The organism is Bradyrhizobium sp. GW821-FHT12B03 (assembly GCF_058807535.1).
In genome coordinates this window covers 186,210-207,863 of sequence record NZ_JBXAQU010000009.1, presented here as the reverse complement: position 1 = coordinate 207,863, position 21,654 = coordinate 186,210, and the positions used below count along the sequence as shown (strand labels likewise).

The window sequence follows — 21,654 nt, the reverse complement described above, 5'->3', positions numbered from 1 at the left end:
TCCTTTGTTTTTTTGGAACGATGTACGCGCCACCCGGCCGCGCTGGTCGATCTCAGATCGATTGACGGAGCGATCGGAATGCAGCTCGCATCTCGGACGAAAACAGCATCGGTTGTTCCCAGGCGGCGAAATGGCCGCCCTTTTCGAGCTTGTTGTAATGGATGAGTTTTGGGTACGCCCGCTCTGCCCAGCTGCGTGGAGCCGCATAGATTTCGTCGGGGAAAGCGCTCACCGCGACCGGAATCGTGACGCTTCTGACGTCGAAGAATCCTCCTCCCGTCGAGACCTGCGTGGTGTCCCAATATAGGCGCGCTGACGATATCGCGGTGTTCGTCAACCAATAGAGCGTGACGTTGTCGAGAACGTCGTCGCGAGTTAGTCCCTCCGTCTTTCCATCAAAGACGCGCGAGATCATACGGTAACTGCGGATGTCGTGATCCAGCATCCAGGCGGCGAGACCGACTGGCGAGTCCGCGATACCGTAAAGCGTCTGCGGCCGGTTCGACATTTCCTGGGCGTAGGCGAGGCCGTGCCTGTAGAAATCATCGAGTTGGTCCCACGCATGCTTTTCATCGGCTGAGAGGCCGGTGGGCGGCGGGCCGCCGGCCGATAGAGCCTTCGAAACATCAGCCGGAACGGTGGCCGCCATGTTGGTGTGAATGCCGAGCAATCCGGGCGGCTGGTGCAACGCCATCACCTCCGAGACGGCGTTCCCCCAATCCCCACCCTGCGCTACGTACCGCGTATAGCCCAGACGTTGCATCAGCGTCGCCCACGCACGAGCAATGGCAACGGGTGTCCAGCCCGGGGCAGACGGCTTTCCCGAAAAGCCGTGGCCCGGCAGCGACGGAATTACGAGATCGAACGCGTCGGATGCAGTCCCGCCATGGGCTGTGGGATTGGTCAATGGATCGATGATCTTCAGTTGCTCGATGATCGAGCCGGGCCAACCATGTGTCACGATCATCGGCAATGCATTCTCGTGTTTCGAGCGAACATGAATGAAATGAATGTCGAGCCCATCGATGGTGGTGATGAATTGCGGTAAAGCGTTGAGCCGCGCCGCGACCTTCCGCCAGTCGTAATCCGTGCCCCAGTACCGGGCGAGCTGCTGGATGGTCGTCAGTTGTACGCCCTGGGACGCATCGGCCACCGTTTCGCGATCCGGCCAGCGAGTCGCCATCACGCGCTTGCGCAAATCGACCAACTCTTCTTCAGGGAAATTGACGTGAAAAGGACGAATGCCATCGTCCTTCTTTGCCGAGGTTGAGCGCATCGGCAGCAGACTCGCCGCACTTGCTGACGCCAGCCCAATCGCAGCGGTGCCGAGGAACTGGCGGCGATCCCGCAGGGTCTCGAAAGTCGTTAGCAGTGACTGGTCGACGAAGTTTTTCATTTGTTGCTCCCTTTATGGACGCGCTTGTCTCAAAGCTTGCTGACATCGATGACGGCTTGGGAGAACGCTTCCGGAGCTTCCTGAGGCAAATTATGGCCAATGCCGCCCGTAACGAGGCGATGTACGTATTTGCCGGAAAACTTGTTCGCGTAAGCCGACGGATCGGGGTGCGGCGCGCCATTCTCATCGCCTTCGAGGGTGATCGCGGGCACGTTCACCTGCGGGGCGGCGGCCAGCTTCGCCTCCAAGTCATTGAGCCCGGGATCTCCCTGGGCCAGCCCAAGCCGCCACCGATAGTTATGGATCACAATGTCGACGTGATCCGGATTATCGAAAGCTGCTGCGCTGCGAGCAAATGTTGCGTTGTCGAACTGCCAACCGGGCGACGCGAGCTTCCAGATCAGCTCCGCAAATTCGCGCCGATACTTCGTGTATCCCTCGCGACCGCGCTCCGTCGCAAAATAGTATTGATACCACCACTGAAGTTCGGCCTTCGGCGGCAAGGGTCTCTTTCCGGCCTGCTGGCTGCCGATGAGATAGCCACTCACCGAGACAATGCCCCTGACGCGATCCGGCCATAGTGCGGCAACGATATCGGCCGTGCGGGCACCCCAGTCGAAGCCGGCGATCGTCGCCTGCTTGATGTTGAGCGCGTCCATCAACGCGATCGTGTCCACCGCCAATGCGGACAGCTGGCCTGTTCTAGGCGTCTCATTCGAGAGGAAGTTCGTCGAGCCATAGCCGCGCGCATATGGGGCAATGACGCGAAATCCCGCAGATGCCAGGCGCGGCGTGACTTCGTCGAAACTGTGAATGTCGTAAGGCCAGCCGTGCAAGAGGACCGCCGTCGGTCCGTCGGTCGGGCCCGCTTCCACATATCCGACGTTGAGCACACCAGCCTCGATCTGCTTCATGGATAAATACGAGCCTGACACTTCCAATTGAGCCAGCTTTATGGAGCTGTCCAGGACAAGTCCCGCATGAGCAACTTGACCCGGCGCGAGTTGCGTGGTCGCCAGCGCTCCGGCGGCAACCTCAAGGAATCGTCGCCGGCCGAGGGCTTGTCCGTAGTCGCTTCCGGTCATGCGCATCACCAGTCATTTGCCAGCTCTCACGCCGGAGAGGCATCGCGAGCTGGGCGGATACTGTCTGCTCACCCGAAACCAAACCATCGGACGTTGGGAAGAGTTCGCTAACATCAACGTATGAGTGATCGGACGCTCAATGTGTGAGTGAATGCCGAACGATCCGCCGGCTAATAACCGCATTGCTCGCCTTACAACGAACTGCAAGGCGATGAGATCGTGCCGACGCATCCCTGTTGTGATGCGAGGCGTCGCTTCATTCAACGACCGACAAAGGAGACAGTCATGAAGGTGCTGATGGTTCTCACGTCCCACGACCGATTAGGCAACACCGGGCGAAAGACGGGCTTCTGGCTCGAGGAGCTCGCCGCTCCCTACTACGTCTTCAAAGACGCCGGCGTTGAGATCACGCTGGCGTCGCCGAAGGGCGGACGGCCGCCGCTGGATCCCAAGAGCAACGAGCCCGAATCCCGGACTGACCTCACGCTCCGCTTCGAGAAGGACGCAGCCGCGGAAGCCCAGCTCGACAAGACCCTTCGGCTCGACAGCGTCAAGCAGGACGACTTCGACACCCTCTTCTATCCAGGCGGCCACGGCCCGATGTGGGATCTCGCCGAGGACAAGCATTCCATCAAGCTGATCGAGTCCTTCATTGCTGCCGGCAAGACAATCGCTCTCGTCTGTCACGCCCCAGGCGCACTGCGCCACGTGAAGGCGCCGGACGGGAGGCTCCTGGTTCAGGGCAAGGAGGTCACCGGCTTCACCAATGGCGAGGAGGAGGAGGTCGGCCTCACCCACGTGGTGCCCTTCCTCGTCGAAGACGAATTGATGAAGCTGGGCGCGGTCTTCTCCAAGGTCGCGAACTGGGGCGTCCACGTCGTCAGTGATGGCCAGTTGATCACGGGGCAGAACCCGCACTCGTCGGGCCCGGCCGCGAAGACTCTGATGGCGGCGCTGAAACAAAAGGGTGTCACCGCCCAGGCTTCATAGGGGCTCATTATTCCAGCGCCTGGAGAAACTCTGAGAGATGCGGGCGGGTCCCCGTACAGCGCCCGCCCCGCGAAGATCATTGCCGATATCTGGTGAGGAAATTTCATCGATGTCACACCACTATTCGGGACCTGATGCCAGTTTTCCTCGAGGGGATGCCCGCCTGGATCTGACTGACCTCTACGTCTTCGCAAAGCCGGGAAACGCGACCAGGTCAACGCTGATCATGAATGTGCATCCCGCCTTCAGCCTCAACCCGTCGACACCCACCACGGCCGAGCCCTTCTCAGCCGATGCGATCTACGAGTTCAGGATTGACACCAATGGCGATGCCGTCGCCGACATTGCGTATCGGATACGGTTTTCGTCGTTTGTGGACGGGAAACAGACGGCGACTCTTCGCCGGGCGGAAGGAGCGGCCGCCGCGGGGCTCGACGATGATGGGCAGATCATCATTGAGAACGCGTCAGTCTCGGTCGATCGAGAAGCAATAGTGACAGACGCCAATAGTTACCGCTTCTTCGCAGGCTGGCGGAGCGATCCGTTCTTCTTTGATGTGATGGGCGCACTGAACGGCTTTCACTTCACCGGCGAGGACTATTTCGCCGATAAGGACATATGCAGCATCGTCCTTGAACTGCCGAACTCGGCGCTCGGAGCGGGGCAACTGGGTGTATGGGCGCGCACGATCGCTCTCGTTGGAAGAACCTGGGTTCAAGCGGACCGCGGCGCCAGGCCGTCGCAAGCGGTTTTTCTGCCGGGAGACGCAAGGGAGGCCTACCTGTCCGCGGAGCCGGCGGACGACAGCCATTTCATTACCGCATTCGCACATTCGCTCGAGCACACAGGAGGCTACGCTCCACTCGAAGCGAGGCGAATAGCGGCAACCCTGCTGCCCGATATCATGCCGTTCGAGCCAGCCCGTCCTGCCTCATATCCCAACAACGGACGAACGCTCACGGACGATGCCCTCGACCATTTCGTCGCCATCCTCACCAATGGGAGGGTCAAGAGCGATGGTGTGGATGCTCATCCGGATCTGCTCGCCGAATTTCCATACCTGGGCCCGCCACATATGCCGGCCTGCGAACGGTCTCAACAGAAACTAACCGCGGAGACCCGAGCCCTTGTGCCTGAAAACAAACCCTCGCGGAATGCGAGCTGAATTCCAACTCCTGCAATGCTGATCAGAAAGGCCGCCAGCCATGGACTTGCTTGCATTCGCTAAAAATATCGCTGACCGCGTTGAAGCGCAATCGGTTCGCGCAAAGATACCGGTTGCCGTTTGCGTGGTAGACATCCATGGCAACATCGTTCTCAAGCACCGCATGAACGGCGCGCCAGCATTCGCTCCCGAAATCTCGGAGCGGAAAGCTTACACCTCCGCGCTGGTGGGGCTTCGGACCGCTGACATCTCTCCCCTCGTGCAGCCTGGGCAGGAGCTTTTCGCTCTGATGGGCCTCTCCGGCGGACGGTTTTGTTCGATGGGCGGCGGAGCACCGCTCACAAGCGAGGGCCAGTTGGTAGCAGGCGTCGGTGTCAGTGGCGGCACCGTTGAGCAGGACGTCGCCGTCCTCGAATCAGCGCTCGATGAGGCTGATGCACCGGCCCTCGCCGCAGCATCGTGAAGGCAAGGAATCCTGTCTCTGGTAACGAACGATAACCATCATTTCCCGAGGAGCAAGACATGAGCGTCACTGAAGTGCAGAAAGAAAGCGCAGCCAAAGCTGTTGGAGCAGGTAAGATCGATATGAAGCTCGAGGTCGTCGTGATCCCCGTTTCCGACGTCGATCGCGCCAAACGCTTCTACAGCGATCTCGGCTGGAGACTCGATATCGACTTCGTTGACGGCGATGCCTACCGGGTGATCCAGTTCACGCCGCCCGGCTCCGGCTGCTCGGTAATTTTCGGCAGAAACGTCACGGCGGCCTTGCCGGGCTCGGTGCAGGGGCTACATCTTATCGTCTCCGATATCGAGGCTGTCCGCGCCGACCTGATCCGCCGCGGCATCGCGATCAGCGAGCCCTTCCATGACACGGGCGGCATTTTCCACCACGCCAACGGCAAGCGCATCGCCTCCGGTCCCAATCCGGAACGGAAGAGCTACGCCTCGTACGCCTCGTTCAGCGACCCCGACGGCAATGGCTGGGTATTCCAGGAGGTTACTGCGCGGCTAACTGGGTATCTCGAACCTGGTGAGACCCCGTTCACGCCCGAGATCACTGACCTGGTCCGGCGTACGCAGGCCAGCAAGCATCTTTGAATGGTGAGGCAATCGCATTGATGACCCGATCGTTTCCTGAGGATTTGAAGACTCCCATGATCCATTTTTCATGTTCCTCCGGACGGCCAGCGGTCGCCGGGAATCAAGGCTCACTCGGCGCTACGCGACGTGCGGTGCTGGCAGGCAGCGTGACGGCCGTTGGTTTGGGCACGGCCTTGCCGGCGCAGGCGTCGGCGCCGGAGGCCGCGACCGGGACACGACACAAATGGGTCCGTGCCGATGGCATCGACGTTTTCTATCGTGAAGCCGGTCCTGCCGACGCGCCCACCCTGCTGCTGTTACACGGTTTTGCGAATTCCTCCTTCTACTTTCGTCACCTGATGCCGAAGCTCGCGGATCGATTCCGGCTGATCGCGCCGGATTTGCCCTCGTTCGGCTTCACGCAAATCCCGGCAGATCGGAACTACGTTTACGACTTTGACTCGCTGTCCCGTACCATAGCCGCGTTCGTCGATGCCCTGGAGCTCAAGCGCTACGTGCTGTACGTCTTCGATTACGGCGCGCCGGTCGGCTGGGATCTGGCGCTGGCGTATCCAGACCGAGTCGTCGGGATCATCAGCCAGAACGGCAATGCATATGTCGAGGGCTTAAGACCGGAGGCCTGGGACCCGTTGCGCGCCTATTGGGTGAGCCCGAGCTCCGACAAGCGCGAACCGATCCGCGCGCGCATGACACTCGATGGGGTAAAGGCAGCTTATTTCCATGGCGTAGCCGATCCATCGCGAATCGAGCCGGAGGCCTACACGCTCGATGCGGCGATCCTGGCGCGGTCCGGGAATGCCGAGTTGCAGATCGATCTCAAGCTAGATTACAAGCGCAACATCGCCCGCTATCCACTTTATCAGGCCTACTTTCGCCAGCGGCAGCCCAAGTTTCTGGCCGTCTGGGGAAAGAACGACCCATTCTTTGCTCCTCCGGGGGCTGAGGCGTTTCGGCGAGACATTCCCGCTGCACGCATCGTTCTTCTAGATACCGGCCACTTTGCGCTGGAGACAGAGGGCGACACGGTCGCTGACGAGACGCGACGATTCTTGTTGGATTAATCGAGGGTGTTGCTCGGACTATGCGGCTAAACGGCGACCCAATTCGTCCTCCTCTGGGTCGCCGCTAGAAGCCCTTCTTAGGAACCGGGCGAGCGCGGCTTTTCTCGAATCGCGGTCCAGTGCATAGGCGGTTTGCTTGAACTCAATACCGTCAAGGAGCCCCTGGATGTAGCCCGAGATCGTGTCGGCAGCCATGATGAGCGCAGTGTCAAGCGTGTGGATGTACTTGCTTGTCACCGAACCCTTGGCATGGCCGACCAGCGCCGCGATGGTCACTTCGGTGAACCCAAGATCGTTGGCGATGCTCGCGAAGCTGTGACGGAGGACGTGCGGCGTCACGTCGGATAGCGGGGAGTCCTGGAAGATATACTTCCAATGGTTCGGGAAGCTGCCAAACGCGTTGTCCTCACCCTGCCCCGGGAAGACGTATGTGCCGACATCGTCGGTGTGCCGTCGTTCGAGATACTCGACGACAGATAACCCGATGGGACGGATGGATTCACCCTCCTTGCTGTCTTCCAACCGCAAGCAACTCGCCTCGGTGTCCGCCTCTGTCCATTTCAAGCCGATTATCTCGCTTCGCCGGGAGCCGGTCAGCGCAACTTGGCGAATAATGTCAACGATCGTGGTGTATTTCTCCTGCTTGGCGGCCTCGCGGAGTATCCCACCCAAAATTCGATACTCCGCCTCCGACAGTCGACGCTTTCGCACGTTGTCCTTTGGCTTGCGGATGCCACGTACCGGGTTGCTCTCGATGATCCCTGCCTCGACGGCGTAGGTAAGAATGCCGCCAAGAAGACCGACGGTACGCGTGGCCGTTCCAGCGCCGCCTCGGACGATGGCCTTTCCGCGCAGTTTCTTGGTCTTGACCGAAACTCGCGTCTTTCCGGCCATGATGTCCTTGAGGACCTTATTGATGTCGGTCTTGGTGAGATCCTTGACCCGGCGATACTGGATGACGTAACTGCGCTTGCCGGAACTAAAGACCCGGACTCCGAAGCCCGGCAGTTCGTCATCCCAGATTAGGTAGTCCTTCTCTAGGGCTTCCAATGCCTCGACAACTCTTTTTGTAATCTTGACCATGACGCTCCTTCGTTCCGGGTGCGATCTCCCAAGTAAGTAACGCGTAAGCAGGCGGGAGAAAGTCGGTGCGGGGTTTCGGATAGGAACGTCGCTGTTGTTGTGGAGAATATCCAGTTTCTTCAGCCCGATAGCGTAGAATAGCGTGCCCTATCGCACTCTTCGGATAGGTACGTTATCTTGCTCCGAAGGCAAAGGTCACACGTTCGAATCGTGTCGGGTGCGCCAGTTCCTTGCAAGCCTGCTCCGCCGTACAAGCCTGCGACCATCAGGGATCGCGCTCCCGTCACCGACGATGGCTCGGCGGCGAAGCTTCGGCAGGGCTGATGCGATCCAGCGGGTCTCGGCGCGGTCTCTCCGCTTCGCGCGGTCGATCTGCTGATTTTCCGCAGTCTACTCCACGACTGAATGCCTCGCCGATCGAGATGCCGAGCTTCGACGTCGCGCGGTGCGCCGATGTCTCCCCGAAGCGACAATCGATTGATCACGCAGGACGGCGGCGCATTCGAGGCGTCGCGTGCGCGTTCTCACGGCGCGTAAAAATTACGCAGACCCCGGTAGAACTACCGGGAAACATGCCTGGCGAGCCGGTATTTCCCCGCATCATGACCTGCGACGTAACACGCACGTAACCGTAATCGACATTGTGGCAGCGGCCATGCGTCGGCTTTAACGAAATGCCAAATGGCCATGGCTAGGTTTTTCCGAAAGACCGACCGCCGCAGGAACGACGTTGCCGTCCGCTCGCACACTCACAGGACCGTTGGCAAGGTTCGCGCAGGAGGGTCGACCGCCTCCGATGCGCCGGACCGGCTCGACGCGTCCGGTCGTCGTCCTGATGCTGTGCGGCGCCTTCCTGATCGCGCTCGTCATATGCACCATCGCCCTGATCCTGTCCAACCTGCGCGACCACGCGATCGAGGAGGGCAAACAGCAGCTGTTGGCCACCGCCACCGTGCTGGCCAATCAGGCGGCGCGTGATTTCGACGCCGCCAATTTGATCGAGGCGAGCCTGATCGAGCACATGCAGACGCTCGCGGTCGTGTCCGACGATGTCTACGCACGTGCCATGGCGAGCCGCGATATCCACCTCATGCTGGACGACAAGATCGGCGGCTTCCCGCATATCGAGGCCGTCATGCTGGTCGGCGCCGACGGCAGGGTGATCAATTCGTCGGTGGCGTGGCCCACCCCGCCCCTCAATGTCGCGGATCGGGACTATTTCCAGGCGCTCAAGGCCGATCCGGCGTTGAGCTCAAGGCTTGGTCAGCTGGAAAAGGATCCGCGAACCGGCGCCTGGACGATCCCGCTTGCCCGGAAATTCATGGGATCGGACGGCGAATTCCTTGGCCTGGTGGTCGGCACCATCAGGTCGCAATATTTCGAGGAGCTCTATCGGACGCTGGTCCGCGGCCCCGGTGAATCGATTGCGCTGCTTCGGCAGGACGGTGCGCTGCTGGCGAGCCATCCGCATGTCGATGCGTCGATCGGCAAATCCCTGTCCGGGGGACGCCTAAACGAAATCGCGCGATCCGGCAGCGGCGTCGTCCGTTGGCACGACGATGTCGATGGCTCCGACCGGCTGATCGCGGCAGCGCGCGTTGCCGGCTTTCCGGTCCACCTGACCACCAGCACCGCGGTCTCCGCCGCGCTCGCCGGATGGTGGACGGAGGCATTGTTCCTGGTCGGACTCACGATCGTGCTCGTGGTCGCCATCGGCGGCACCGGAGCCGTCGTCGTGCAATATTTCCGGAAGCAGAGCATCCAGCTCGACGCAACGCTGAACAATCAGTCGCAAGGCGTCTGCATGTATGACGCCCATCACCGCCTGATCGTGTGCAACGACCGCTACGCGGAGATGTTTCACCTGCCCGGCGAGCTCACCAGACCCGGCACCACGCTGGTGCAGGTCTTCGACCATCAGATTTCGCAGGGCCTCTATCCCGAGAGCAGCGCCGACGGCCACGTCCGCGGGCTGATGGCCATGGTGACGGCCAACAAGCCGGCGAGCATCGTATCGGAGCTGCGCGACGGACGAGCCGTGGTGGTCGTGTTCCGGCCGATACCGGGCGGCGGCTTCGTGATGACGGTGGAGGATATCACCGAGCAGAGGCGCGCGGAGAAGCGGATCGCGCATATTGCACATCACGATGCGCTGACGGGCCTGCACAACCGCGCCTCGTTCTCCGACTATCTTGCCACGACGGTCGACGCGGCGATCCGCGCGGGCAGAACCTTCGCGATTCTCTGCCTCGATCTCGACCGCTTCAAGGAGATCAACGACCTGCATGGCCACCTCGTTGGCGATGCCTTGCTGTGCGAGGTGGCGCGGCGCCTGCAGGAGGTTGCGGGCGACGCCTTCCTGGCGCGGGTCGGCGGCGACGAATTCATCGTGGTCCTGCTCGACGAGGCGCAGGCCGCAGCCGCCGGCCAGGTGGCCGAGCAGCTGCGGACGGCCCTGGTCGGCGACATCGAACTTGCCGGCCGGCAGGTGCGTATCGGATTGAGCGTCGGCATTGCGCGCGCGCCGGCCGATGGAAACGACCCGACCACGCTGCTGGCCAATGCCGACATCGCGCTCTACCGCGCCAAAGCGGAAGGGCGCAACGCGATCCGCTTCTTCGAGCCGGAGATGGGCGCGCTGCTGCGCGAGCGCCGTGAGTTGCAGCACGATCTGCAGTCCGCCGTGGCCAATGGCGAGCTGCGGCTCGATTACCAGCCGCTGGTGCGGATCGGCGACGAGATCGTCGGCTTCGAAGCACTGGTCCGCTGGCAGCATCCGCGTCGCGGCCTGATAGCCCCCGGCATCTTCATCCCGCTCGCCGAGGAGAACGGGCTGATCGTGGCGATGGGGGAATGGATTCTGCGCGAGGCTTGCCGCGAGGCTGCGTCATGGCCGACCGAGCTGAAGATCTCCGTCAACCTGTCGCCGGTGCAGTGCCGCAACGACGACATCGTGCGGCTCGTCCACGAGACCCTGATCGCCAGCGGATTGCGCCCGGACCGGCTCGAGCTCGAGATCACGGAGGGCGTTCTGATAGACGACTTCAACGGCGCGGTCTCGATCCTGCGCAGGCTCAAGGCGCTCGGAGTGCGCATCGCGCTCGACGATTTCGGCACCGGCTATTCGTCGATGTCCTATCTCCAGGCATTCCCCTTCGACATGATCAAGATCGACCGCAGCTTCATCTCGAATCTCGATCGCCCGCAATCGAAGGCAATCCTGCGCGGCGTCATCGGGCTGGCGCGCGGGCTCGAGCTTGCGGTCACCGCGGAGGGCGTGGAGACGCAGGCTCAGCTCGAGGTTCTCTCTCATGCAGGCTGTGATTTCGCGCAAGGCTTCCTGATCGGACGGCCGGCCGCGATCAACCAATACGCGCAGATCGTGGGCCGGCCGGATCGCTTCGATCGGCCCAGCGCATCGGCGGGCCTTGCATCCATTGCTTGAGCGGACGAGATGATCGACCCGCTCCAGATACGATTTGTCGACCTCCAACAAGGAGCTGGAACATGACCATCAGGATGATCCTGGCCGCGGCGGCACTGAGCATCGCGAGCCAGGCGGCGGCCGCCGAGGAGCTGACCGGCACGCTGGAAAAGATACGGCGCACCGGCACCATCACGCTCGGACACCGCGAATCGTCGATCCCGTTCTCGTACTACGACAACAACGAAAAAGTCGTGGGCTACGCCATGGACCTCTGCTACCTCGCCGTCGATGCGGTGAAGGCGCGGCTCGGCCTGCCGAAGCTCGACGTCAAGCTCGTGCCCGTCACCCCGTCGGGCCGCATTCCGTCGATCCTGAGCGGAGCGATCGATCTCGAATGCGGAACGACCACCAACAACCTCGAGCGGCAGAAGGTGGTGTCGTTCTCGACGACCTATTTCGTCGCCGCGAACCGTTTCGCGGCCAGAGCGACCGCCAAACTGCGCACGCTGGACGACCTCAAGGGCAAGATCGTCGTATCCACCATCGGCTCCACCAACATCAAGCAGATCAGCGAGCTCAACGGGCGATATCACCTCGATTTCACCATCCTTGCCGCCAAGGACAATGGCGAGGCATTCCGGATGCTGGAATCCAACCGCGCCGACGCGTTCGTGATGGACGATATCCTGCTGTACAGCCGGGTGGCCGATTCGGCGGCACCCGCCGACTACACCGTGTCCGACGAGGCGCTGTCGCTCGAACCATACGGCATCATGATGCGCCGCGACGATCCGGCGTTCAAGAAGGTGGTCGATGACGCAATGGCGGCGGTCTATCGCAGCGGGGAGATCGAGCAGATCTATGCCAAATGGTTCCTGGCTCCGACCCTGCCGAAGAACATCAACCTCAACGTTCCGATGAGTGCGCCACTCAGGCGCGCGATCTCGCATCTGATCGACAGCGGCGACCCCGACGCGTATCGAACGGGCAACAACACGCAGTGAGGACAACGAGGACGAGCCGCCGCGCACGACCTCGGATAGGTCGGCGGCGCCACGGCCCGGTTGGCGCTGCCCGTCAATGAACTGCGCCTCCAGCGGAGATCGATGTCTTCGGGATCGCCGCTCATGACGGGCCGCTTCCAAGCCGGGCGAATGGCTTCAATGCTTCATGTGCTCGAACACGACGATCACACCCGTCGGCTCGGGCTCGTGCGCCATCAGGCGCGTCAGATCCGCATCGCTCCAGTCGGCGAGACTGACGACCTCGCCGGTCTGGCGTTCTGCACCTTGCGACGGTGTGGGCTCGAGGACCTTCAGTCCCGTCTCGTCGACGAAGAAGGTGTGCTCGCCGAACATGCTGTTGAGCTGGGGCATGGCGGGATGCTCGTCGGGCAGCACCTGGGCGCCGAGTTGCGTGATGGTCTGCTTCACCTGCGCGGACGTTAGCTTCATGAGCTGCTCCGTTTCTGTCATGTCCGGTTTCATGGATTTGAGCCATGGCGGGAGTTCCCTGCTCCTGATTTGCCTGGCTCAAGCTCCCGAACGGGTGCAGGGCGCAATTGTTCCGGATCGATGCATTTTGTGATGACGTGCCGCACCTTCCCTGCGTGCGGCACGTGATCGCCACATCATGCACATCATTTTGACGCGGATCGCCGGTCACGCCCGCCGGCGCTTCGTCGGCGCAATCTAGAGATCGAAATTGGTGGGCAGCATGACGACATCGCGAATCGTCATGCCGCGCGGCCGCGTCAGCATGAACATCACGACCTCGGCCACCTCGCTGGCCTCCAGCAGGCTTCCCGAGTCCCTCGCCTCCTGCAGCTTCTCGGGCGGCCAGTCCGCGAGCAGCGCGGTGACGACGGGGCCGGGCGACACCGAGCCGACGCGGATGCCGTGCTTGAACACCTGGCGACGCACCGTCTGGACGAAGCAGTCGATCGCCCATTTGGACGATGCATAGACGGGCTCCCACGGCGTCGGGAAGTGGGCCGCGAGCGAGCTCGTGACGATGATGTCGCCGCTCCGGCGCTCGATCATGTGGGGAAGCACGTCGCGCACATTCTTCATCACGACGTTGATGTTCAGGTTCAGCATCCGATCGATCGCGCCATGATCGGCATCGACGAGATCGCCGCCGACATAGGCACCCGCATTGGCGTGCAGGATATCGAGCCGCCCCGCTCGCTCCAGAACTCGCGGCAGCAGCGTGGCGCAATCCGCGGGATCGAGGAGATCGATGACGAGCGGAATCAGTGCATCGCCATGCTTGTCGTGGAGCGCCTGCAATGCGGCAGCGTCACGGTCGACCGTCACCACGCGCGCGCCTGCGGCCAGCATCGCTTCGGTGCTGGCCAATCCGATGCCCGACGCGGCTCCGGTCACGGCGGCAACTCTGCCTTCGAGTTCGCTTGCCATAGGGTCTTCCTCCCGATCGCACGACACCGAATGACGACGCAGCCTGTCGCTATTCGCTTCTGGCCTCGCCAACCGAAAGCGCACAGATGCGCGACAGATATGCGTAGGGAAGGCCGGTCTCCTCGGCCCAGGCGTTGAACTGCGCCTGCACCTTTGCGAGATCGCCCTTCGACTTCACCTCCTCGGCGATGTCGAGGCCGGCGGCGCGCAGGCAGGCGACGACGTCCCCGGACGTCACAAATCCGTCCCAACCGACGAAGCGCAGCAGCATCTGGCCGGTGTTGCCGCCCAGCCGGCTGCCGCGCCTGGCGAGGAGATCGAGCAGGCCGATTTCGTTGGACGGCGGCCATTTCGCCAGAAATTTGCCGAAGCTGCCGTGCTCTTTCGCGATTTCCTGCACGAAGGCGGCGTTGTCGCGCACCGACATGATCTTGGCGCCGTTGCGCACGATCCGCGCATCGCGCAGCAGGCCGTCCCAATAGTCTTCGGGCTGGAAGGTGAGCTTGGCCGGCTGGAAACGCAGGAAGGCGTCTTCAAAGCCGTCCCATTTCGAATCGATCACGCTCCAGGCAAAGCCCGCGCAAAACACCCGCCGGGTCATCTCGGCGAGGATGCGATCGTCGCCGAGCTTCGCCAGACGCTTGAGGTCGGGCTTGTCGGGCATCAGCTTGTCGAGCGCCTTGGGCCCGCCCTTGCGCTTCTCGGCACGGGCACGAATGGTCTTGAACGGGGTCATGCGGTCACCACGTTGAGGCAGGCCACGTCACCAGAATTCGACGATCCGGTCCAGCCCTGCGACGTCTCGCGGCTTGCATTGTCCGGCGGACCGCAGCATGCTGCCTTCATTGAATTGACGCGACGGAGCGGCCATGCTGGTCTGCTTCTTGCTCTATGCCGTTTTGGAATTCCCTGACATTTCAATCTCGCGAACGGATTTTCGATGCGCTGCCTGGTCGTGGCCGACCTGCATTACTCGCTGCCGCAGTTCGACTGGCTGGTCAGCGCGGCGCCGCAATTCGACCTCGTGATCTTCGCCGGCGACGCGCTCGACATCGGCTCGATGGTGGATTTTCGCGCGCAGATCGTGGTGGTGAAGAAGTACCTCGCGCTGCTTGCCGCCCGGACCAAGGTCATCCTCTGCTCCGGCAATCACGACCTCGACGAGCGCAATGCGGAGGGCGAGAAGATCTCGCGCTGGATCTCGGAGGTACGGGAGCTCGGCATTGCCTGCGACGGCGACAGCCTCACCATCGGCGACACGCTGTTCACGGTGTGCCCTTGGTGGGATGGTCCGCTGGTCAAGCAGCGCATTGCCGACCAGCTCCGCGATGTCGCGGCGAGCCGGCCGCCGCGCTGGATCTGGGCGCATCATGCGCCGCCGGCGGATTCACCGACGAGCTGGGGCGGCAAACGCTTCTTTGGCGATGTCGAGGTGGTGCAGTGGATCATGCAATATCAGCCGTCGATGGTGATCTCGGGCCATGTGCATCAGTCACCGTTCATCACCGATGGTTCATGGTTCGACCGGCTGGGCCAGACCTGGGTGTTCAATGCGGGCCTGCAACCGGGCCGGCCGCCGACGCATATCGTGCTGGATCTCGATGCCGACAAGGCGTTCTGGCTGGCGGCGGGCGAAGCGCAGTGGATCGACCTCGGCGCGCCGCTGAAGCGGCCGGCAGCTTTTATCGAGGCGCCGCCCGACTGGCTTACATTCTTGGATCGGATTGCCGATCCGAGCCTGGCGAGACCTCAAGCGGCGGCAGGTTGATCATGCTCTGGAGCACTTCGCCGACCATGGCCAGATGCGTGCCGTGGCCGGCATATTGCCGCTTGAGATCGGCAAGATAGGTGTTGGCGACGTTGAGCCGCTGCGCCAGCATTTTCGCGATCAGCAGAGCCACCCCCGGCTCCTGCTTCAGGAACGAGGCGGCATCCTCGAACTCGTAGACGATTGCATCGGAGCAGGCCCTGACCGTCGCAGTGTGCGGCTGGCCCAGCAGCACGGACATTTCACCCAGCACCGCGCCGGGCTCGGTGACGGTGGCGACCACCATCTCGCCCTTGAGCACCTCGAGCTTGCCCTGCATCAGCACATAGAGATGCCCGGTGGTGCCGCCCTCGGTGACGACGACCGTACCGGCCGCGACCTGCCGCTCCGTTCCGCCGGTGCAATAATCCAGAACTGCGCGCATCGCCAAAAGCTCCCATCGCTGGGGATACCCGAGGGATACTAGAGCACGATCCGTGCCATGCGGCAAATCAAGCTGCGTTCGCCTATCGCGGCAGGCGCTTTGCGAGATGAACCGACTGCCAGTCTCCGAGCCCGGTATCCCTGAAGCCAGCCTTCTTCGCCAAGCCGCGCATTTCCGCGTTCGTTCGCGCGGTCTCGCCGGCGATCATCTCGTGGCCGAGATCGGTCGCACGCATCTCCATCACCGTCATCATCTGAAGGCCAAGCCCGATGCGCTGGAAGGCATCGGCAACCGAAATGGCAAACTCGCCGTGCCGCGCAGCCGCATCGTAGGCATAGTGCGTTTCGCCGATGATCGTGCGCTGCCCCTCCTGCGTGAACTCGGCGAGCAAGGTGAAGTGACCGGGACGGTCGGCCTTCGCGACGCATTCGGCCGCGACCACGGCGAGGTCGGCGCGCGCGCCCATGAATCGCTTGTTGCGCGATGTCGTGGACAGGCCGGTGAAATAGACCGACAGGTCCTCCGCGTCGGATGCGCTGGCGGTCCTGATGCAGACCATCCCCTTCGCCTCGGCCAGGTCGACCGGCGCGGCGACGGCTCCCGGAAGTAGCTGTAACATGCGTGACGCTCTCGGCGGGTTGCGTGGACCGCACACCTAGCCGAGACCGTGCACGCAGCGCTTGGACATCGCTGCCAATCATGCGGCTGAAAACGAACAGCTCGTTTCCCGTGCCGTATGTCACACACGAGAGAGTGAAGGCACCTCGTCGGGCATGATGGCCTGGAGGCCGCCGAAGCGGCGCTCCCGGCCATGGAAGGTGGCGAGCGCCTCGGCGAGATCGCCGGCGTCGAATTCGGGCCACATCCGCTCGGTGAAGTGCAGCTCGGCATAGGCGCCTTCCCACAGCAGGAAGTCCGACAGCCGCTTCTCGCCGGAGGTGCGGATGATGAGATCGACGTCGCGCAAGCCGGCCTCGCCAGTGACGAGCTGCGAGAACGCTTCGCGGGTGAGGCTGGTCAGCGCCGCCGCCTTCGCCGCCGCATTGAGGATGGCATCGCGCGCCGAATAGTCGACGGCGATGCGCAAATGCAGCGTGCCGCCTTTGGCGGTGGCGTCTTCGGCACGCGCGATCGCATTGGCGATGCCATCCGGCAGACGGTCGCGGCGGCCGATCACGGTGAGACGCACGCCGTTCTTGACGAGGCTCTGCACCTCGTTGGCGAGATAGAAGCGCAGCAAGGTCATCAGCGCGGCGACCTCGGCCTTCGGCCTCCGCCAATTGTCGGTCGAGAATGCATAGAGCGTCAGCGTGCCGATGCCCTGCTTGGGCGCGGCCTCGACGATACGGCGGATCGTCTCGACGCCGGCCTCATGGCCGCGCACGCGCGACAGGCCGCGCCGCGTCGCCCATCGTCCGTTGCCGTCCATGATGATGCCGACGTGAAGCTTCTCGTTGCGGGGCGTGACGTCACTTTGCATTGCAAAGTCTCCGGTCAAAAAATGGGGCGATCAGGTCGAAATGATACCGAGACGGCCGAGCGGCGGCGCCTCGCGGCCGGCGGCCCTGGCGGCGTCGCGCACCAGCCGCTCGAGCACGGCGAGATAATCGAGGAAGCGGCGGCGGCCGGCCTTGGTCAGGCGGCAGGTGGTGTGCGGGCGATTGCCCTCATAGCCCTTGGTCACCTCGACGAGCCCGGCTTCCTGCAGCACGGCGAGATGCCGGCTGAGATTGCCGTCGGTGAGGCCGCAGAGCTGCTTGAGGTCGGCGAACGCCAGCCCCTTCGGATGCGCCATCAGCGAGGTCAGAAGCCCGAGCCTCGCCTTCTCGTGGATGACGCGGTCGAGCCCTTCGTAGGAAAAAGGCGCGCTGTCAGTCTTCGACATCATTGTCTCCGGACGCAAAATACAGAATGCCCGCCATCACCGACTGCCCGATCACGAAAGGCAGGCCCATGGTCCATGGTGACAGCGTGTGGGTTTGGCTCGCCAGCACCACGACCGCGAAGCCCGAAACGAAATACCAGGCGCCGGCGAACGCGACGGTGCGCGGCAGGGAACGGACGGAGGCGAAAATGCCGAGCGACACCAGGATCTGCCACAGACCCGGCAACAGCCACAGCGTCTCGCCCGCGAACTTCCACATCACCACCGCAAGCAGCACGCCGGCAACGCCGGCGGGCAGGAACTGCTCGACCGCCTGGTGGATCATGGCGTCGGCAAGGCCCGAATGATGGCGGCGCGAACGCGCCCGCATCTCGATCCCGATCACCAGGCCGGAGAGCATGGCGGCGATGAACCAGCCGAAGAAGAAGCCGAGCGGCTCGCTCGTGGGATCACCGAGCAGCCAGAATTGCAGGATCGCGGTGAGAAGTGCGACGGCGCCGGTCGCAGCCATCGTCGCCGGGCCATAGCCGCGGAACGCGGTGCCCGCCGCAATCTGGCTGCGGATCGTCACGATATCGGCCAGTGCCTTGTCGAGATCGCGCATCGGCAACGCCAGAACCCCGCTCCACCCACGCTTGTCGGACGTGTTACTTTGTATTGCAAAGTGTATCGCATTGCAAAGTAAGTGCAAGCCGGAAAGTCGCGGCGAGCAGCGCCGACCCGCACGAACAACTGCCGGTTGCACCGCACCTCCTCCCGCGGATAAGATGGTTCCAAGAGCGTTCCCGGGGGGAGGAAGTATGTGGCTCAAGTCATTTGTCGTTGCGTCTCTGTTGCAGGTGAGCGTCGCCGGGCTCGTCCATGCGGCTGGGCCATTCGGCACCATCCATGCCGGCAACTGGAACGGCGGCGCCTATTCCAATGATTCGACCGGCGCATTCTCACACTGCGCTGCAAGCACACCTTACGCCAACGGCGTCACTTTGCTTGTTGGCCAGGATGCGAACAACTCGTGGCTGCTCGGCTTTGCCAATCCGGCATTTCGCTTCAAGAAGGGCGAGAACCTGGCGATCGACGTAACCTTCGACGGCCAGACCGAGGCAAGGCTCTTCGGGACGGCGTTTTCCGAGGTGATGGTTTCCGCAGTTCTACCCACCAACGTCGCTCGCGCTCTCCAGAAGGCGAGCCTGATGGTGGCAGTGGCGAGGGGCACACCGTTTCAATTCAGCCTGACATCAACTGCGCCCCTGGTGGCCGCGGTTACCAATTGTGTGACCAGAGTCAAAGCCGACGGACTGGACAAGGCCGGCGATTTTACGAAGATTGCGGCCAAACCGCAGGTCGCGCCGGACAAGCAGACATCTCCGGCCACCGGCAGCAAGTCTGCGCGAGCCAAGAGCGGCACCGGCTTCGTGGTCAGCGCGAACGGCCACATCGTCACCAACAACCATGTGATCGACGGCTGCGTGGGAGACATCAAGGGCAATCTCACCGGCGAGGCGGCAATGGTGCTGCGCGTCGTGTCGAGCGATGCCAACAACGATCTCGCTCTCTTGCAGGCGCCGTCGACGACGACATTCAAGGACTTTGCGCGGATTCGCGACCGTTCGATCCGCTCCGGCGATGCCGTCATCGCAATCGGCTTTCCCTTCCATGGCCTTCTAAGCTCGGATTTCACCGTGACCACCGGCATCGTCAGCTCGCTCAGCGGCATGCGCAACGATTCGCGTTTCCTGCAAATCAGTGCACCCATACAGCCCGGCAACAGCGGCGGGCCGCTGTTCGATACCACCGGTCAGATCGTGGGCGTGGTCACCGGAAAGATCCCGGCATTGCGTATCGCCGCTGCGACCGGCAACATCCCGGAGAACATCAACTTCGCCATCAAGACCGGCGTGCTGCGCGACTTCCTCGACAACTCCGTGGTGCCCTATCAGACCGCGGAGCCGAAGAGTGAGCTCAAGACCACCGACATCGCCGGCAACGCGCGTCCCTATACGATGCTGATCTCGTGCAATGCGACGGAGCAGGCCGACGCGAAGCGGTAGGTGGGACGGACACAGTGAACCCCGTCATCCTGAGGTGCGAGCCATGCGGCGCAGAGCGACGCGTGGAGAGGCTCGAAGGATGAATCGGCCGAGATGCAGCCGGGCCGTCGCCCTTCGAGGGCCGCTGAAGAAGCGGCCACCTCAGGGTGACGGTGATGGTTCAGAGCGCGCGGCAAATGTTGGCCGCCTCGTCCCTCACCCGTGACAGCACGCCCCCTTCGCCGCCTGCGGCTCGTACTGATCGCGCAGGCGCACCCAGTCCATCGGATAGGGCAGGCCCTCCTCATGACGGCCGAGCGGAGTGAGGTCGAGGTACTGGTAGGCGGTGTTCATCATGTCGAGGCCGCGGGCAAAGCAGGAATAGGTGTGGAAGACCTCACCGGCCTCGTTGCGATAGAACACGCTGATACCGGGCAGCTCGGGCCCGTAGATCGGCGTAGTGCCGAAATTGTACATCGGCTTGCCCGTGGCGATCTCCTCCGGCGAGAACGTCACGCCGTAATCCTGGTTGAAGCCGTTACTCCCTGAGGAGACCCAGTCGAAGGTCCAGCCCATCCGCGTCTTGAAGGCCTCGAGCCTGGCGACGGGCGCCAGGGACACCGCGACCATGGCGGTGTCCCGCGCAGCCAGATGCGGCAGCATGCGCTCGAACCCATCGGCCCAGAACGAGCAGCTCTTGCAGGCCGCCTCCCAGTCGGGCGCGAACATCACGTGCTGGACCACCAGTTGCGGGCGGCCCTTGAAGAGGTCGCCGAGCGTCACCTTGCCGTTCGGACCCTCGAACACGTAATCCTTGTCGACCCTCACCCAGGGCAATGCGCGGCGCTCCTCGGCGAGACGCTCGCGGGCCGCCGTGAGCTCCTTCTCGTGCGCCAGATGGGCCTTGCGAGCCGCGATCCACTGCTCGCGCGAAACGATCTGATGGTTCTGCATGGCATTCTCCTCTGAGAAATCAGGCGACGAAGGCATCGAGCTTGTCGAAGAACGAGGTCCAGCCGCGCTGGTGGTTTTCGCGTGCCGTCTCGTCGGCGAACTGGGCATGATGGAAAACCATCAAGGTGCCGGCGCTATCGGGCTTGAACGAGATCGTGACCAGCGATTCGCGCTCCGGCGTCGAGTGCCAGGCCCAGGTGAAGACCAGGAGCTCGTTCGGCGCGACCTCGCGATAGGTGCCGCCGGCCTCGAAATATTCGCCGTCGTCGCGGACGAAGCTGATGCGGTAGCGGCCGCCGGTGCGGACGTCGAGTTCGGCTTGAAGCGTCGCCGGCCTCATGTTCGGCGGCCCGAACCATTGCGCTAGCTGCGCGGCTTGCGTCCAGGCAGCGTAGACTTTTTCCGGCCGCGCGCGGAGCCGGCGCGTGAGCGTGAGGCTCGGACGTTCACTTGGACGTTCAGCGCTGCGGGAATCGGCGTTGACGGCTGTGTTGGCCATGTCTCTTCCTCCACGAAGGCGGCAAGACGATCGAGATTGTCGGACCAGAACTGGGCGTAGCGATTGAGCCAGTTCATCGCCTGCTCCATCGGCTGCGCGGTGAGCCGGCACGAGACCGTGCGACCGGTCTTCTCCCGCACGATCAGGCCTGCATCCGTGAGCACGTCGAGATGCTTCATGATCGCCGGCAGCGAGACCGGAAACGGCGCGGCCAGCTCGCTGACCGACAGGCCGTCCTGTTCGCCGAGGCGGGCGAGAAGCGCACGCCGCGTCGGGTCGGATAGCGCCGCAAAGGTCCGGTCCAGCGCCTCGTCCTGATACTTAACCATGTGGTTTAGTATAGGTGCGAACGCCGAACGGTCAAGCGGG

Annotated in this window: 22 protein-coding genes and 1 pseudogene; 9 read left to right on the top strand and 14 right to left on the bottom strand. The window is 62.7% G+C overall.

Going from position 1 to position 21,654, the window contains the following annotated elements; translation table 11 throughout:
- Positions 1–52: 52 nt before the first annotated feature.
- Positions 53–1,396, bottom strand: coding sequence for an epoxide hydrolase family protein (locus AC1RUR_RS19465; protein ID WP_492846840.1), 1,344 nt, complete (start codon positions 1,394–1,396; stop codon positions 53–55).
- 29 nt (positions 1,397–1,425) lie between these two features.
- Complete coding sequence (locus tag AC1RUR_RS19460; RefSeq protein ID WP_492846838.1) at positions 1,426–2,481, bottom strand: alpha/beta fold hydrolase; 1,056 nt, start codon at positions 2,479–2,481, stop codon at positions 1,426–1,428.
- 285 nt (positions 2,482–2,766) lie between these two features.
- Here AC1RUR_RS19460 and AC1RUR_RS19455 point away from each other — a divergent pair, with 285 nt between their 5' ends.
- From AC1RUR_RS19455 to AC1RUR_RS19435, 5 genes are all read left to right on the top strand, one after another.
- Positions 2,767–3,471: a type 1 glutamine amidotransferase domain-containing protein gene (locus tag AC1RUR_RS19455; protein ID WP_492846836.1), complete on the top strand. Its 705-nt coding sequence runs from the start codon at positions 2,767–2,769 to the stop codon at positions 3,469–3,471.
- A 109-nt stretch (positions 3,472–3,580) separates the two neighbouring features.
- Positions 3,581–4,636, top strand: coding sequence for a DUF4331 family protein (locus tag AC1RUR_RS19450; RefSeq protein ID WP_492846834.1), 1,056 nt, complete (start codon positions 3,581–3,583; stop codon positions 4,634–4,636).
- 40 nt (positions 4,637–4,676) lie between these two features.
- Positions 4,677–5,099: a GlcG/HbpS family heme-binding protein gene (locus AC1RUR_RS19445; RefSeq protein ID WP_492846832.1), complete on the top strand. Its 423-nt coding sequence runs from the start codon at positions 4,677–4,679 to the stop codon at positions 5,097–5,099.
- A gap of 59 nt (positions 5,100–5,158) precedes the next feature.
- The gene (locus AC1RUR_RS19440) at positions 5,159–5,734 is read left to right on the top strand and encodes a VOC family protein (protein ID WP_492846830.1); all 576 of its coding nucleotides are present in this window, start codon (positions 5,159–5,161) and stop codon (positions 5,732–5,734) included.
- 56 nt (positions 5,735–5,790) lie between these two features.
- On the top strand, positions 5,791–6,798 hold the full coding sequence (locus AC1RUR_RS19435) for an alpha/beta fold hydrolase (RefSeq protein WP_492846829.1): 1,008 nt from the start codon (positions 5,791–5,793) through the stop codon (positions 6,796–6,798).
- Positions 6,799–6,816: 18 nt separating this feature from the next.
- Here the strand turns inward: AC1RUR_RS19435 and AC1RUR_RS19430 are convergent, their stop codons facing one another.
- Complete coding sequence (locus tag AC1RUR_RS19430) at positions 6,817–7,881, bottom strand: site-specific integrase (RefSeq protein ID WP_492846827.1); 1,065 nt, start codon at positions 7,879–7,881, stop codon at positions 6,817–6,819.
- Between the two features lie 796 nt (positions 7,882–8,677).
- On the opposite strand from AC1RUR_RS19430, the gene AC1RUR_RS19425 reads away from it, so the two are divergent.
- Entirely contained in the window at positions 8,678–11,326 is a 2,649-nt protein-coding gene (locus AC1RUR_RS19425; protein ID WP_492846825.1) for a bifunctional diguanylate cyclase/phosphodiesterase, read from the top strand.
- A gap of 62 nt (positions 11,327–11,388) precedes the next feature.
- On the top strand, positions 11,389–12,312 hold the full coding sequence (locus AC1RUR_RS19420; protein ID WP_492846823.1) for an amino acid ABC transporter substrate-binding protein: 924 nt from the start codon (positions 11,389–11,391) through the stop codon (positions 12,310–12,312).
- Positions 12,313–12,468: 156 nt separating this feature from the next.
- Here AC1RUR_RS19420 and AC1RUR_RS19415 read toward each other — a convergent pair whose 3' ends face one another.
- The 3 genes from AC1RUR_RS19415 to AC1RUR_RS19405 form a co-directional block, all read right to left on the bottom strand.
- Positions 12,469–12,762, bottom strand: a complete 294-nt coding sequence (locus AC1RUR_RS19415) for a hypothetical protein (RefSeq protein WP_492846820.1) — start codon at positions 12,760–12,762, stop codon at positions 12,469–12,471.
- A gap of 237 nt (positions 12,763–12,999) precedes the next feature.
- Entirely contained in the window at positions 13,000–13,728 is a 729-nt protein-coding gene (locus AC1RUR_RS19410; RefSeq protein WP_492846818.1) for an SDR family oxidoreductase, read from the bottom strand.
- A 49-nt stretch (positions 13,729–13,777) separates the two neighbouring features.
- Positions 13,778–14,464 (bottom strand): DNA-3-methyladenine glycosylase I, encoded by a 687-nt coding sequence (locus AC1RUR_RS19405; RefSeq protein ID WP_492846817.1) that lies wholly within the window; start codon positions 14,462–14,464, stop codon positions 13,778–13,780.
- A 204-nt stretch (positions 14,465–14,668) separates the two neighbouring features.
- Between AC1RUR_RS19405 and AC1RUR_RS19400 the strand changes: the two genes are divergently transcribed.
- Entirely contained in the window at positions 14,669–15,496 is an 828-nt protein-coding gene (locus tag AC1RUR_RS19400; RefSeq protein WP_492846815.1) for a metallophosphoesterase family protein, read from the top strand.
- On the opposite strand, the gene AC1RUR_RS19395 is transcribed toward AC1RUR_RS19400, so the two are convergent.
- From AC1RUR_RS19395 to AC1RUR_RS19375, 5 genes are all read right to left on the bottom strand, one after another.
- The gene (locus tag AC1RUR_RS19395) at positions 15,435–15,920 is read right to left on the bottom strand and encodes a Crp/Fnr family transcriptional regulator (protein ID WP_492846813.1); all 486 of its coding nucleotides are present in this window, start codon (positions 15,918–15,920) and stop codon (positions 15,435–15,437) included. The two genes, AC1RUR_RS19400 and AC1RUR_RS19395, sit on opposite strands and share 62 nt — an antisense overlap.
- An 82-nt stretch (positions 15,921–16,002) precedes the next feature.
- Positions 16,003–16,539 (bottom strand): GNAT family N-acetyltransferase, encoded by a 537-nt coding sequence (locus tag AC1RUR_RS19390; RefSeq protein WP_492846811.1) that lies wholly within the window; start codon positions 16,537–16,539, stop codon positions 16,003–16,005.
- Positions 16,540–16,659: 120 nt separating this feature from the next.
- Positions 16,660–17,400, bottom strand: a complete 741-nt coding sequence (locus AC1RUR_RS19385) for a di-trans,poly-cis-decaprenylcistransferase (RefSeq protein ID WP_492846809.1) — start codon at positions 17,398–17,400, stop codon at positions 16,660–16,662.
- Positions 17,401–17,430: 30 nt separating this feature from the next.
- Positions 17,431–17,805, bottom strand: a complete 375-nt coding sequence (locus AC1RUR_RS19380; RefSeq protein ID WP_492846807.1) for a transcriptional regulator — start codon at positions 17,803–17,805, stop codon at positions 17,431–17,433.
- Positions 17,792–18,409 (bottom strand): hypothetical protein, encoded by a 618-nt coding sequence (locus AC1RUR_RS19375; protein ID WP_492846805.1) that lies wholly within the window; start codon positions 18,407–18,409, stop codon positions 17,792–17,794. The genes AC1RUR_RS19380 and AC1RUR_RS19375 overlap by 14 nt, the downstream gene beginning before the upstream one ends.
- Before the next feature lie 196 nt (positions 18,410–18,605).
- Between AC1RUR_RS19375 and AC1RUR_RS19370 the strand changes: the two genes are divergently transcribed.
- Positions 18,606–19,853 (top strand): S1C family serine protease, encoded by a 1,248-nt coding sequence (locus AC1RUR_RS19370; RefSeq protein ID WP_492846970.1) that lies wholly within the window; start codon positions 18,606–18,608, stop codon positions 19,851–19,853.
- A 195-nt stretch (positions 19,854–20,048) separates the two neighbouring features.
- Here the strand turns inward: AC1RUR_RS19370 and AC1RUR_RS19365 are convergent, their stop codons facing one another.
- The 3 genes and pseudogenes from AC1RUR_RS19365 to AC1RUR_RS19355 form a co-directional block, all read right to left on the bottom strand.
- Complete coding sequence (locus AC1RUR_RS19365; RefSeq protein ID WP_492846803.1) at positions 20,049–20,786, bottom strand: DUF899 domain-containing protein; 738 nt, start codon at positions 20,784–20,786, stop codon at positions 20,049–20,051.
- A 19-nt stretch (positions 20,787–20,805) separates the two neighbouring features.
- Positions 20,806–21,138 (bottom strand): annotated as a pseudogene (locus AC1RUR_RS19360) (SRPBCC family protein); the annotation flags it as partial.
- A gap of 11 nt (positions 21,139–21,149) precedes the next feature.
- On the bottom strand, positions 21,150–21,614 hold the full coding sequence (locus tag AC1RUR_RS19355) for an ArsR/SmtB family transcription factor (RefSeq protein WP_492846801.1): 465 nt from the start codon (positions 21,612–21,614) through the stop codon (positions 21,150–21,152).
- Positions 21,615–21,654 lie beyond the last annotated feature (40 nt).